This window comes from Mesoplasma grammopterae ATCC 49580 (assembly GCF_000701525.1).
GTDB classification, from domain to species: domain Bacteria; phylum Bacillota_I; class Bacilli_A; order Mycoplasmatales; family Mycoplasmataceae; genus Mesoplasma; species Mesoplasma grammopterae.
Window position 1 is genome coordinate 261,295 of the sequence record NZ_JNJC01000001.1, and the last position, 14,865, is coordinate 276,159.

The 14,865-nt window shown below is 28.3% G+C and carries 11 protein-coding genes and 1 riboswitch; all 11 genes read right to left on the minus strand.

The features are described 5' to 3' along the window. Nucleotides 1–8: 8 nt before the first annotated feature. The 11 genes from T314_RS0101250 to tilS all read right to left on the minus strand — a co-directional run bounded on the left by T314_RS0101250 (nt 9) and on the right by tilS (nt 14,864). Entirely contained in the window at nt 9–908 is a 900-nt protein-coding gene (locus T314_RS0101250; protein WP_029511842.1) for an ABC transporter permease, read from the minus strand. Beyond that, nucleotides 892–2,730, minus strand: coding sequence for an ABC transporter permease (locus T314_RS0101255; protein WP_029511843.1), 1,839 nt, complete (start codon nt 2,728–2,730; stop codon nt 892–894). The genes T314_RS0101250 and T314_RS0101255 overlap by 17 nt, the downstream gene beginning before the upstream one ends. A gap of 3 nt (nt 2,731–2,733) precedes the next feature. After that, on the minus strand, nt 2,734–4,269 hold the full coding sequence (locus T314_RS0101260; protein ID WP_029511844.1) for an ABC transporter ATP-binding protein: 1,536 nt from the start codon (nt 4,267–4,269) through the stop codon (nt 2,734–2,736). Between the two features lie 9 nt (nt 4,270–4,278). Beyond that, the gene (locus T314_RS0101265; protein ID WP_029511845.1) at nt 4,279–5,655 is read right to left on the minus strand and encodes a type 1 periplasmic-binding domain-containing protein; all 1,377 of its coding nucleotides are present in this window, start codon (nt 5,653–5,655) and stop codon (nt 4,279–4,281) included. A gap of 57 nt (nt 5,656–5,712) precedes the next feature. Then, nucleotides 5,713–5,775, minus strand: a riboswitch (nucleoside riboswitch). Nucleotides 5,776–5,863: 88 nt separating this feature from the next. Beyond that, on the minus strand, nt 5,864–6,943 hold the full coding sequence (locus T314_RS03885) for an HU family DNA-binding protein (RefSeq protein ID WP_051612875.1): 1,080 nt from the start codon (nt 6,941–6,943) through the stop codon (nt 5,864–5,866). A 63-nt stretch (nt 6,944–7,006) separates the two neighbouring features. Further along, nucleotides 7,007–8,887 (minus strand): tRNA uridine-5-carboxymethylaminomethyl(34) synthesis enzyme MnmG, encoded by a 1,881-nt coding sequence (gene mnmG, locus T314_RS0101275; RefSeq protein ID WP_029511847.1) that lies wholly within the window; start codon nt 8,885–8,887, stop codon nt 7,007–7,009. Between the two features lie 105 nt (nt 8,888–8,992). Further along, the gene (locus T314_RS03815) at nt 8,993–9,610 is read right to left on the minus strand and encodes a copper homeostasis protein CutC (protein ID WP_051612876.1); all 618 of its coding nucleotides are present in this window, start codon (nt 9,608–9,610) and stop codon (nt 8,993–8,995) included. Between the two features lie 48 nt (nt 9,611–9,658). Further along, nucleotides 9,659–10,810, minus strand: a complete 1,152-nt coding sequence (nagA, locus tag T314_RS0101285) for an N-acetylglucosamine-6-phosphate deacetylase (protein WP_029511848.1) — start codon at nt 10,808–10,810, stop codon at nt 9,659–9,661. A gap of 96 nt (nt 10,811–10,906) precedes the next feature. Continuing rightward, on the minus strand, nt 10,907–11,629 hold the full coding sequence (gene nagB, locus T314_RS0101290; protein ID WP_029511849.1) for a glucosamine-6-phosphate deaminase: 723 nt from the start codon (nt 11,627–11,629) through the stop codon (nt 10,907–10,909). A 5-nt stretch (nt 11,630–11,634) separates the two neighbouring features. Then, the gene (ftsH, locus tag T314_RS0101295; protein WP_029511850.1) at nt 11,635–13,605 is read right to left on the minus strand and encodes an ATP-dependent zinc metalloprotease FtsH; all 1,971 of its coding nucleotides are present in this window, start codon (nt 13,603–13,605) and stop codon (nt 11,635–11,637) included. Nucleotides 13,606–13,667: 62 nt separating this feature from the next. Beyond that, nucleotides 13,668–14,864 carry a tRNA lysidine(34) synthetase TilS gene (gene tilS / locus T314_RS0101300; RefSeq protein WP_029511851.1) on the minus strand — a complete coding sequence of 399 codons (1,197 nt, stop codon included), beginning with the start codon at nt 14,862–14,864 and terminating at the stop codon, nt 13,668–13,670. Nucleotide 14,865: the final 1 nt, after the last annotated feature.

The following is a 14,865-nucleotide window of genomic DNA, read 5'->3' on the forward strand; positions in this document are numbered from 1 at the left end:
ATATTATTTTATCTTAAAGTTTTATCAAATGGTACACCACTTGCTTGAGGCGGTGATGATCATTTTGATGCAATAACCATTACAACAATTGACATGATGAATGGAAGTGCTCTTGGTAATGAGTTTCATCCCGTAATTTTTTGACCAATGCTAAACATTATTGAAAATATTATACATAACATAACAATTAAGCTTACTCTTCATTGACCAATTATCATAATAGCTAATGCAATAAATCCTAATCCTTGAACACTTCCATTAAAATTTTGAAGTGATTGGGTAACGACAAACATTGTTCCTGCTAAACCAGCTATAGCACCTGAAATAATTATACAAACAAATCTATATCTATTAACTTTAACTCCTGCTGCGTCTAGGGCTTGTGGGTTTTCCCCAGCGGCTATATGTCTCGTACCTACTTTTGTAAAAGTAAAATATAAACCTATTGTAACAGTGACTAGCATTGTAAATATGGCATAAGCAATAAAGTAATTTAATGATATTAGCTTAGGACTTAGTGACCCTAAAATAGTACCACCAGTTCCGAATCCTTGAATATGAACAATAAATAATGCAATACCTTGCGCTAATAAATTAATCACTGTACCAGAAATAATTTGATCAGTTTTTAATTTTAAAACCATTAATGTTTGTAGCAATGAAAATAAACCTGCAACAACCATTGAAAATAATGCACCAACTAATAAGTATAAGACATGTAAGTCTTCAACGTTATTTGATGTTTTTTTAACCATAAAGCAAAATGATACATATGCCAAAGCACCGATTGTCATAAAACCTTCAATTCCAAGGTTTACAACCCCTGATCTTTCCGAAAACATTCCTGATATAGCTGCTAATGTGAAAACAACAAAAAATCCTAATGCTAAACTAAATATTGCTTCCATAAATTTTTACAACCTCCATTTGTTTTTCTAGTAGATCGATTTTTAATTTTCTAATTTTTAATTTTTTAAATGTTCTAGATGCTTTTTTTGCTTCTAACTCTTTTATTTCTTTTTTATAAATTAGTTTTAAATCATTTAAATATGTTTTCGCTTCTTGTTTTGTTGATGCAAAATTATTTTTAAAATATTTTATTTGTGACTCTTGCTTATTAATTAAAGAAACAGCCTTTAATTCTAACTTATTTTTCTTAGCTATTAATTTTTCTTGTTCTTTAATGTTTGAGTTTGATAAAGATTCTTTTATATTTTGTATTTCAGATTCTAGTGAAACAACCTGATCCAAAATAGGAAATGTTGTAGAATTGTATTTACCTTCATAAACTTTTTTCAAACCTTTAATTGAATGTTCATTATATTTATCTAACTCTTTATTTATAAGTAAGTGTTTTTCCATTTTTAAATCTTTTATTTTATTTTTAATTTTTGAGATTTGGAATGCTTTATTTTCTTTATACTCACTTGTTAGACTATTTAATTCATTTCTAAAAATTTCAATATTTTCTGATTTATTTTGTTTTTGCTTTTTCAACTCTTTTATTTTTAATTTTTCATTTGTTGAATCTAAATTCAAAATAAGAATATTTTTTTCTTTTTTCAATTCTTTAACATGAGAATTTATAATTTCAATTTCAGATTTAAATTTTGGATTTCTAATTTTATGAATAATAATATTTACATAATTAGAAATATTTATTTTCATTAATAATAGATACATAGTTGAAAACAATATTATTATTCCAAATAATAAATCTGATGTTTCTGAAGGAAGTCCCATGTATTGAGGTGAATTCATAGTTAATTGAATTCCATCTTTTAAAACAGCTCACAATATTGCAACTGGTATTATTCCCAAGAAGTTATTAAATGCTACTAATGCAATTGGTATACCATCAAATCCTAATAAAGGCATAATGTCATTTGTTACAGATATGTTACTCTTTAATCCAAAATAATAAAAAAATCCAGCAGCTGATATAAATACCCCTTGTAACGCTGTTACACCAATAATAAATGAGTTTGTTTTTATACCTGCATATTTAGCTGCTGTAGATTGAGTTCCAACAACCTTATATTTATAACCAACTGTTGTAGTTTCACAAACAACAAATACCAATACTATTGAAACTATTGCAAAGAAAATTGCAAAGACTCACAATTGTGATCCAAATACTTCAGGTAAATTTGGTGAGTTTAATTGAGTATCAAATTTAATAAATAAAACATATTTAAGTAAATATCATAATACTCAGTTTATAACTATTGAAGTTGCAACTTCATGAATATTGAATAAAACTTTTAATATCCCAGTAAGTGATGAAACTATTGCACCTGATACTATAAAAATTAGAAATAATAAAATTCCATATCCACCAGGTAAATTAGAGAAATCAGAACCACCTGTTACAGCATTCAAGAATAGATATGTTATTAATAAACCACCTATGGCTTGACCACTACCTCCCATATTGAACAGTTTTATTCTAAAACCTAATGCTAATCCAAGACCCAAAAGTATAAATACAGCCAATAATATAACTGTCCCTTCTGGTTCAACTGGTGAAGTAAAAGGTTTAATTAAGCTACTGAAAATAAAACCAAACCCATTCATACCAAAGCAATATAAAAATATAATTCCACAAAGCAATCCTAAGATAATTGAAATGAATGATACTTTGACATAAGAAGTTTTTGTTTTAAAAGTGGTTGATTTAACATATGCTATTGATTTTGTTTTAAATTTTCATTGATTAATTTTTCTCATAAATTACTCCACCATCGATGAAACCATCATCTCTCCTAATTTTTCCCTTGTTGCATTTTTACCCGAAATTTCTCCAACTACTTGACCTGAATTTAAAACTAAAATGCGATCTGATAGTTGTAATATTTCTGATAACTCATATGAAATTAATAAAATAGCTTTTCCTTCTTCTTTTGCTTTTAATATTTCCGAATGAATAAATTCAATTGAACCCACATCTAAACCTCTTGTTGGCTGAAATATTATTATGAAATTGTTGTCTCTTGAAAGTTCACGGCCAATTATCATTTTTTGTTGGTTACCACCTGATAGTTGTCTAGCTATCGCAAACCCTGCATCAGCATTTCTAACATCAAATTTACTAATTATTTTTTGTATATGAGTTTGCATTGCAGTTTTGTTTATAAAACCATGCTTACTATATTTCTTAGTTGAAATATCTTGAAGTGCAACATTGGTAATTAAATTTGCATCTAAAACTAAACCAAATTTATGTCTATCTTCTGGAATAAACCCCATTTTATGAACATTATATCTTTTGCTTATTGATTCATTAGTAATGTTTTTATCATTGACATATATTTTTCCACTATCAACTTTAGTCATTCCACTTAATGCTTCAGCCAATTCTATTTGTCCATTCCCTTCAACACCAGCTATTCCCAAAATTTCTCCGGCTTTGATTGTCGTTGAAAAATTCTTTAAACCTAAAACTTTGTTATTACTATGTTTTTTTACGTTTAAATCCTTAATAAGAATTAAGTCTTCATTGTTATTTTGTTTATGAGTATTTTTTATTTCAATTATTTTTCTTCCAACCATGGCTTCTGCTAATTTGCTTGCAGAAGTTTTCTTAACATCAAAAGTTCCAACATAATGTCCTTTACGGATTATGGTCGCTCTGTCTGCAACTTCTTTAATTTCTGCCATTTTATGTGTTATTAAAATTATTGTTTTTCCCATCCCTTTTAATTCTTTTATCACTTTTAAAAGACCATCTATTTCTGATGGTGTTAGAACAGCTGTTGGTTCATCAAAAACCATTATCTCAGCTTTTCTGTAAAGAATTTTTAATATTTCTACTCTTTGTTTCATTCCTACAGAAATATCTTTAACCTTGGCATTTAAATCAACTTCAAGATTATATTCCTTCATTATTGAAGTTAAATCTTCAATAATTTTTTTCTTATTAATTATTTGTTTATACTGAGTTTCTTCAGAACCTAAAATTATGTTTTTTCAAACAGGAAATATATCTACCAATTTAAAATGTTGGTGAACCATTCCTATTCCTAATTTAGTTGCTTTTACTGGCGAAGAAATTATTTCTTCTTTGCCGTTTATAAATATATTTCCCTCTGTTGGCTCATAAATTCCAAACAAGATTGACATTAATGTAGATTTACCTGCACCGTTCTCGCCCATTAAAGCATGTACTTCACCTTTTTTGACATCTAAATTAATGTTTTTATTTGCAATGATTTTTTTATTGAAAACCATTGAAATATTTTTCATTTCTACAGCATTAATATTTTTCATGATTCTCCTTTACTCATTGATTTTTTCTGTACTTTTGTTAAGTTCGTTTAGTATGGTTTTGGTGTAATCATCAATTGGTTCTTGCGCGATTATAGTTCCTGTTGAAGGTATTGTTCCATTGATATATTTAGAAAATAATGATTTTGAAGCTTCTGTTAGAGCTTCTGCAGTGAAGTATTCTTTAATTTTGATAGCTAAATCTTCATCTAAAAGATTTGATCCTCCATAAGACATTGTTCCGTTAACCCAAACATCAGTGCCTGTTCAAAGTTCTTTGTCACCTATGTTTACATCCACAAATTCTGATTTATTATCATTTATAACTTCTTTTGTTATTTGAATTTTATCTTTAAAACCTTCATCCACTTTTTTCAAAATATCTGGGTATTGCTCATTATACATTCATTCCGGAGTGTGAGCCAAAGAAACTATTGCTGCATTTTTTAAATCTTTTTCTGCTGAAGTAATGAACCTATTTTCAGCATCTTTCCCATATGATTCTGCTTGATTTGTATCAACCCCAATCACTTTTCAAGATGTATCATAACTAAGCGCATCAGAAGTTTGAGGGCCTGCAACAGGCATTAAAACATTTGGCTTGATTGATTTTGAAGTGTCTCTTAAATTATCTAATACTAGTTTTGATTGACCTATAAGAAAACTATTTGAAAACCATGTTGTATCATCTTTGGATTTTGGTCAACCTTTTTGAGCTTTTGTAACAGTTACATTTCTAGCCGCTTCAGGGATATTAAAATAATTTAAGAACTCTTCATCTTTTTTTGCTAAATGATTGTAAACCTCTATTGAAGCCAAATATCCAACAATAAAATTATCTACCGATGCTGGATTAGAAACTCCACCATAAGCACCTATTGATAATGTATTATTTGCATAATTTTCGTTTTTTAATGAATATATTATTGATGACATTCCGGCATAGAATCCAGAAACATCTCCTCTAAACACAACTCCTATTTCATTGTTTGCAGCGGTGTTTGAATCTAATATTATTGTAGATCCTGAGTTTTTCATAACTTCTGCAGCTTGGTGTTCACCTTCCCCAGGCATTGCATGGTGAAAACCTGGAAGTAAAAGTGTTTTTGCATTGTTGCTTTCAGCTGTTTTATAAGCTCTTTTCATTGTTTTTGGCGCTGTTGACTCAGGTTGTATGTATGCAATTTTTTGGTTTATTCCTAAAATTTTTTGAACAAACTCTGTTCCAGCTTCGTATGTTGATTGATTAAAAGATTTATCATCTATTTTACCTGAATCGGTAATTAAATAGATTTCACCAAAGTGTTTTTCTGTTCCACAAGAAATTACTGTAGTGGCACTAGTGCTTATTATTGTAGTACTCAATAAAGCTAATAATAGTTTTTTCATTAATACTCCTTCTAAACAAAATAAAAAAAGGTTTCTTATTAATTAAAAAACCTCTGCTCTTATAGTCTTTGGATAGGTCCTAAGGCAGGTCGACAACCCTTTATGTTGTCATGTATAAGTTTTTTTATTCAATTGTTTGAAATATTATATCTCTTTTTATTTATAAATAAAAGACAAAATAAAAAACACCAGCGGCGTTTTTTACTAATTATTTTTTAATTTCTTTTTTAACTTTTGTTAAACCTGTTCATTTACCTTTTGACATATTTTCTTTTAAATGTTTATTGGCTTTAAATTTAACTGTATTTGACGCAGAAATATCAATTGTTTCACCTGTTGATGGGTTAATACCTTTTTTTGCTTCCTTATGTATTTTTGTTAGTTTTCCAAAATTTGAAATTAAAACTTCTTCATTATTTAAAATTGCATTACTCATGATTTCAAAAGCACTATCAACTACTTGTTTAACAGATTTTTTGGTAAATTCAGAATGAGTTTCTTCTAACTTAATTAAAAGATCTTTTTTTGAAACTTGATTGTAGTGTTTTTTAATAACATATTTTGATTCAGTTTTAGCTGTTGCTACTACTTTAACTTCTTCAACTTTTTTAGCTACTGGTTTAGCTGTAGTTTTTTTAGCTACTGGTTTAGCTGTAGTTTTTTTAGTTGTTGGTTTTTTAGCTACTACTTTAACTTCTTCAACTTTAACTTCTTCAACTTTTTTAGCTACTGGTTTTTTAGCTTTTTTCTTAGCTGGTTGTTTTGCAATAATTTCTTCTTCTAATTTTTCTTCTAATTCAATTGCTTCTTGCTTAATTTCTTCTTTTGTAATTTCTTTAGTTTCTTCAATAGCAGTTGTACTTCCTTTTTCTGAAAGGATTTTGTTAATTTTATTTTCGTTTACAAAGCTCAATATTATTGAAACTACTAAGAATATGATTCCAACAAGAGCTATTCAATTAATTAATAAATCCCAAAAAATTGGCAACAAGAATGTACTGTATGTTTCTGTTGTCCCAACAGTTGCCACTAATTTGAATTGAGCAAATGATTTAAATCCCATTGGACCTGTTAAAAAGTGACTTAGACCTTTATCTGTAAATCACGCTGCATCTATGTGTTTACTTTCTATTAATCCAGAACCTGCGATTGTTTGTGCTCATTGTGATGTTCCATTTGTAGCTTGGTTTATAAGTTTAAATGCAAATATTAAAGCTATAAATAAAACTAAAAGAAATATTAAAGCAATGGTTCTTGTATGTTTTTTATTTTTCATTTCGATTGACATGTTTATGCCTCCTTCTTTTTTATATAATTATAAACAATTATTTTGGTGAGTGAACTTTTAGTGTTACTTTTGTTCGGATGCATAGTTATTTTTAAGATAAAACAGCAACATTTGTATGTCTGCAGGGTTAACTCCAGTAATTCTAGAAGCTTGTCCTATGTTTAATGGTTTAACTTTTTTTAACTTTTGTCTAGCTTCTGTTGCTAAATTTTCAACCTTATCATAATCAATATCTAAAGGTATTTTTTTCTTTTCAAGCTTAACAAGTCTTTCAACAGTTTTTCTTTCTGTTTTTACATAACCGGCAAATCTAGTTTCTATTACAATAGACTGAAGCTGATTATTTTTTAGGTTTTGTAAAGAACTAATGTACGGAATCATAACCTCTATATCAACAGTTGGTATTTTTAAAATTTCAATTCCACTATATCCATGACTTAAGTCTGCTTGACCCAATTCTTTTAATTTTATTGCTAGTTCAGACTTGGGAGTAAATCTGATTTCTTCAAGCTCTTTTATTGCGTTATTAATTTCTTCTGTGTATTTCAAGTATTCATTATATTCTGTTTGTTTAATTAAGCCTATCTTATATCCTTTTTCTTTTAACCTATGTTCAGCATTATCATTTCTTAACAATAATCTGTGTTCTGCCCTACTTGTTAAAAGTCTATAAGGTTCCCATACACCTTTGTTAATTAAATCATCTATCATGACACCTATATATGCTTCATCTCTTCTTAAAATTAATGGATCTAATCCATCAATTTTTCTAGATGCATTAATACCAGCAATTAATCCTTGGCCAGCGGCTTCTTCATAACCACTAGTTCCATTTATTTGACCTGCTGTAAATAAATTATTAATATTCTTAATTTCTAATGAGGGATTCAATTGCATAGGATTTACGCAATCGTACTCAATGGCATATGCCCAAGTTTTTACTTCAGCATTTTCAAAACCTGGCAATGATCTTATCATTAACAATTGAACATCTGTTGGCATTGAAGTTGAAAATCCTTGAATATATCAAGCATCACCTGAAATTGATTCTGGTTCAATAAAAATTTGATGAGTTTCTTTTGATGAAAATCTTACAATTTTGTCTTCAAAACTTGGGCAGTATCTAGGGCCTATAGATTCTACTTTACCTGAATACATTGCTGATTTTGTCAAATTATCTTCGATTATTTTTTTTGTATCAGAACTTGAATGAATTAAGTAGCAAAGTTCTTGTTCTTCAATTGGTGTGTATTCGTTTGTAGAAAAACTGAAAGCTAATTTTGCATCAGTGCCTGGTTCTTTAATAGCTTTAGAAAGATCAACAGAGTTTTTGTATATTCTTGGAGGAGTTCCTGTTTTAAATCTAAAAAGTTCAACTCCAGATTTTTTTAAAGATTCACTTATTCCATTAGATGTTGGTTCTTCGTTTGGTCCTGAAGAAAACTTTTCATGTCCTGTTAAGATTTCTGATTTTAAATATGTTCCCGTTGTTAAAACAACACATTTTGATTTTAAAATTTCTCCATCTTTTAATAAAACACCCGTTACTGTATTATTTTCAATAATAAGATCTGTTGCAATAGACTCTATTAATTCTAAATTCATTTGTTCTTCAACAATTTTTTGCATATATTTTGAATATTCTTCTTTATCTGATTGGACTCTTAATGCTCAAACACCAGGCCCTCTAGAAGAATTAAGTAGTTTTGTTTGTAAAGCTGTTTTATCAGCAGCTTTTGCCATTTCGCCACCTAATGCGTCAATTTCTCTTACAACTATACCTTTTGCAGGTCCACCAACACTAGGGTTGCAAGGCATTGCGGCGATTCTATCTTTATAAAGATTAATTAATGCTGTTTTTTTGTTTAATCTTGCAGATGCCAAGGCAGCTTCAACACCTGCGTGACCACCACCAATAACAATAACATCAAAATGTTTATTCATCGCAATTCTCCTTTTCTAGTTTTATGTCTATTTAATTTTAGTCTTTTTTTATGAATAAGCAAGAAAAGAAAAAATCTCAAAAAGAGATTCTTAATAATCACACCATTATTTGGCTAAAAGGTTTTTCGCTTTATTTATAAAATCAATATCACAATTGTCATCTCAACTATTGTTAACTCTTGCGAGTGTTCCTATATGAATAGAATTAGAACATTCTTTTACATTAGTAAAATTGTTTCAATTAACTCCACCACCTGCTAGAATTTCTATTTTAGTACTATTTGTTAATTGCTTTAATAATTCTAAATTATCATCAATCTTATTTCCTGCACTTGTTAAAATAGTTGAAATACCAATATCTTCTAATAATTTAACAGCTTCAATTTTATCTTCAACTAAATCAAAAGCTTTGTGAAAAGTTATTTTAATATTTTCACTTAAGTTTTCTTTAACAATCTTCATTCTTTTTACATCTATTTTATTATCAGGTGTTAATATTCCTATAACAATGGAATTAGCTTTTGTTTTATTAATAAACTTTATATCTTCTAACATCTGATTAAACTCAGCATCTGTATAGCAAAAATCTCTATCTGTATTTCTAACCATTACACTGATTGGAAGTTTTAAAATTTTACATGCTTCTTCTATATCTTCATAGTCTGGAGTGAATCCACTTTTTTTAAGTTCTTTACAAAATTCAATTCTATCTGCGTTAGACAAATTAATTATATTATGTCTTTCATATCAGTTGCTATAACCTCTAATACTTTATTTTTTTGCATATACTTTATTCCCTTCAACAAATGTGTATAGTACATTAAAATCTTTATCTAAAACAACAAGATCTGCTTTCTTATTAACTTCAATACTTCCTGTTTCAGAATATATATTTAATTGTTTAGCTATATTAATAGATGTCATTTTGATTAAATCTGTTAATTCAATGTCAGATGATTCTTTATAAAATTTAACATTATGATTATATGTAGCTCCTGATCCAGCTAAAACTCCATTGCCTTTTAGCTTTACTTCAATACCTTTTTTAACAACTTCTAAATCTCCAATTTTATATTGCCCATCTTCTAATCCTTTTGCGTTAATTGAGTCAGTAATTATACAAATATTTTCTGGCCCTTTTGTTTTATAAATTAGATCTAATATTTCTTTTTTCAAATGTATTCCATCAGATATAACTTCAACCAGCATATCTTTATGATTTAAGGCAGAAACAGCTAATCCGGGTCTATAATGATCTACTCCACTCATTCCATTAAATAAATGAGTTACATGTCTTAAACCTAAATTATAATCTTTTTCTATTTCTCATGCTTCTTGATTTGTATGACCAACAGAAGGGATTATATTATTATTAATTAAATACTTCGTAAATTCACCATTTTGTAGTTCTGTTGCATAAGTAACTATTTTTACATTATCACCAGAAGTTTGAATAAATTTTTGCATTAATTCAATGTTCGGGTTAACAAGTAATTTTGGGTCATGCGCACCTTTTTTTTCCGCAGAAATAAATGGCCCTTCCATGTGTATTCCTAAGCATTTTGCACCGTTATTTTTTGATAAAGAAAAATCAGAAAATTCTTTTAAATACTTAAGATTATTTTCTAAACTATTTGTAACACTTGCTTGAATATAAGATGTAATACCTTCTTTCACTACGTTTTTAGAAAATATTTCAAATCTATTTGCATCGCCGGTTTCAAAATCAACACCATAACCTCCATGAACGTGACAATCTATGAAACCAGGAAGAATTGTGTTGCCTTTTAAATCTAATATTTTTTCATTTTTATTAACTATTTCTTTTTCAGAAATTTGTGATATTTGTCCATTTTCAATAAGAATTTGTCCGCTTTCAATTATTTTATTTTCTAAGACTATTCTTGCATTTTTAAGTATCATAAAGCACCTCTTTTAATTAATTTTAAATGTTTTATTTTTTTATAGAATACTTTTCAAAATAAACAAATAAAAAAAGAGATCAAAATCTCTTTAATTCTATATTAATCTACCTGCTTCAGAATCTACAATGATTGTTACATCTTTGTGATTTCTTAAAATTGTGCAAGGTCAATCTTCAGATATTGTAGCATTAAGCAATGCATTTATTGCTTCTGCTTTGCTTTCGCCTGTTGCAATAAGTAATATTTTTTTAGCATTCATTATTGATTTTAACCCCATTGAGTATGCTTTTGTAGGCACTTCACTTAAGTCACCATTAAAGAATTTTTTAGCATTAACTTCAATAGTTTCTTGAGCTAAATCAACTTCACTTGTTAAACTTTCAAATGATGTTCCTGGTTCGTTAAAACCAACGTGTCCATTTACACCCAGACCTAATAATTGAAGGTCAATTCCACCATTTTCTTTTATTAATTCATCATAAGATTCAGGTCTTACATTATTAATACCTTCAGGCACATAAGTATTTTCTATTTTTATATCAATGTGATTAAATAATTGATCATTCATAAAATATCTATATGATTGTGGGTGTGTTGGTTGAAGACCTTCGTATTCATCTAAGTTAAAAGTCTTAACATCACTAAATGAAACTTCATTTGCTTTGAAAGCTTTAATTAAATTTTGGTATGTAAGTATTGGAGATGAACCCGTTGCTAATCCTAAAACAGCATTTTTATTTTGTTTAACCTCTTCTTTAATTATTTCTGCAGCTTTTTTTGCCACTTCTACTTCATTTGCTAATTTAATAATATTCATACTTATTATTCCTCAATATCTAAATCTTCTACTTTAATGTCGATGATTTCACCTTTTTTGATTTTTTCATCCTCTTTAGCCATTCTGTTTTTTTGTTCTAAAACTTCTTCTGGTAATTTTCTATTAACATTAATGTATTCAATTTGTTCAGCAGTAATAGTTTCTAAAACTCTTAATGATTCTGCCAATAATTCTAAAGTTTCCATATTTTCTTTAATTATTTTTAAAGCAATTTTGTATGACTCTTCAAGAATTTTTGAAATTTCAGCATCGATTCTAGCTGCTGTTTCATCAGAATAAGTACCTTCCATTTTACCGTATGACTCTTCAGCCATAGTTAAGAATTTTGTCATACCTAAACTTGACATACCAAATTGAACAACCATTCTTCTAGCTATATTTGTAGCTTTATCTAAGTCATCGTGAGCACCTGTTGTAACATTTTCTTTACCAAACATTATTTCTTCAGCGGCTCTTCCACCTAAATAACCTGCAATAGTTGCGAATAAGTCTTTTTTAGATGAGAATACTGTTTCATCTTTTGGAGTCATGATTGTGTAACCACCAGCATTTCCACGAGGTATAATTGTTACTTTTTGAACTTTTGATGCACTATCAAGTTTTAAACCAATTAAAGCATGCCCAGATTCATGATATGAAACAATATCTTTATCTTGTTTAGTCATTGCTCTTGATTTTTTAGCTGGCCCACCAACTACACGATCAATAGCTTCATCAATTTCAGTAATTGTAATAATGTCACGTTTTTCTCTAACCATTAATATAGCAGCTTCGTTTAAAACGTTTTCTAATTGAGCACCTGAGAAACCTGGTGTTCTTTCAGCAACTCTATATCAATCAACAGAACCATCAATTTTTTTACCTTTAGCATGTAATTCTAAAATAGCTTTACGTTCTTTAATATCAGGTAAAGATACTTGGATAACTCTATCAAAACGACCTGGTCTTAATAAGGCTGGGTCTAAAACATCAGCACGGTTTGTAGCAGCCATAACAATAATTCCTGAGTTAGTTCCGAATCCATCCATTTCAACCAATAATTGGTTTAATGTTTGTTCATTTCCACCTGAACCCATTCCATTATTTCTTTTTCTACCCACAGCATCAATTTCATCGATAAATATAATTGCAGGAGCGGCTTTCTTAGCATCGTTAAACATTTCACGTACACGACTTGCACCAACCCCAACAAACATTTCTTCAAATTCTGATCCAGCGATAGAGAAGAATGAAACTCCAGCTTCTCCAGCTACTGCTTTAGCAAGTAATGTTTTACCAGTCCCAGGTGGACCTTCCATTAGAACACCTTTTGGCGCTCTTGCTCCAGCTTCTGCATATTTTGCAGGGAATTTTAAATAATCTACTAATTCTACTAATTCTGATTTTTCTTCTTCAATTCCAGCTACGTTAGCAAATTTAACATCTGATTTTTCAGCACGAGCTCTATTTTTACCCATACCAAATATATTACCTGCTCCAGCTCCGGCTCCAGAAGAACTTTTCATCATGAATCAAATAATTCCACCAAATAATAATACATAAATTAATAATGGTGCTAATGAAACTAATAGCGCCATTCCTACAGATCCTTGATAAACAAGTGAAGGTCATGGGAATGCTGTTTCAAAACCTATGCTTTTCATTATGCTATCAAACTGAGTTGTGTTTAAGTATGCTACGAAATTAACAAACTTACCACCCGTTTCATTAAGGTATGATCCTTTAACAACAACCGTTCCATTAGAACCTTGATATATAATTACGTTTTTTCAAAACAGATCTGAACTTGGGTTAGTTTCTGGTTTGTGTTTTAGTAATCATGATTCAAAAGTTGTTCCACTTATAACCTGAGTTGTTCCTTTAACAGTAACGGCAATAATAATAATTGTAACTATAATAGCTAATAAGATTATTAACCAAAACCATAAAGTTGACTTACTTTTTTTAGTCTTCATTTTATTCCTCCATCTCAAGATTTTTATTCTATTTTAATAATACCATTATTTGTTTTATTACTCTACTTAATGGTATTTAAGATTTTCTTTGTTTTAGTACTGTAAACTACAGCTTTTAGCATTCTATTTTTATATCTTATTTTTTTATCAATCAAATATCTATTTGTTTTTTTACCAAATGTATAAGTATTTAATTTATAAGTTAAAAAATCATTTGTTATTATGTATGGATAATTTTCCTTATTTCTTTTAATTGCATTTAATAAATCCAATCAATTTATAAATTCTTCTGACAAATATAAATCTTCTTTTGATTTGATTAAAATTGTTTTAGGTTGTATAGCTTTTGTTTCAATAATAAATAAATTTTCATAATCTTTTATTATTGAATATTCACCTATATTTATTTCCCAAAAAACTTTTTCTGAAACTTTAATATTTTTAGCAATTTCAAAAATAGTTTTGTTTCTTCTATTCTGGATAACAAAATCTTTTCTAATTACTTCTAATCATTTATAAATTGTTCTTTGTATAAATTCTAGATCTTGGTCCTGTAAATTTTTATTTATCTTTAATTCATCAGCTGACATATTATTATTTACATATCAATTAACTTCTAAATTTATTGTTTCTAATTTTTTATTTAGTTTTTTTATTGTTTCTTCAAAATCATTAAAAGTTGATTCAGATAGATTTGCTCTTATTTTATTTCTTTTGTATTTTTCATCTTCATTAGTTGAGTCAATGGCAAATGCTATGTTTTGTTCTTTTAATGATTTAAGAATTTCAGATTTTAAAATATTTAGCATTGGTCTAACAATTGTTATTTCTTTATAAGTAGAAGTCTTATTTAAACCATAATGTTTAACATATCCTTTTCTGGCTTGTTGTAATAAAAATGTTTCAACTAAATCATTTCTATTGTGTGCTATAAGTACATTTTGAATATTATATTTCTTTGACATTTCAACAAAAAAATCATATCTAACATTTCTTGCTCAACTTTCAAAATTTTCTTTTAGTTTTGAATAATCTTGACTAATTACGAGTTTTTCAAGTTTTAAATTATTTTTTAAACAGAAATCTTCAACTAGTTTTTGATCTTTTCATGAGTCTTCTCTGAAATTATAATTAACATGGCAAACAACAATTTCTTTGATATTCATTTTAATTAATTCGTTTAACATAAACATACTATCAGGCCCACCTGACACAGCAACTAGATATGAAAGTGTTGTATTTAATTTAAATCTTTCCATA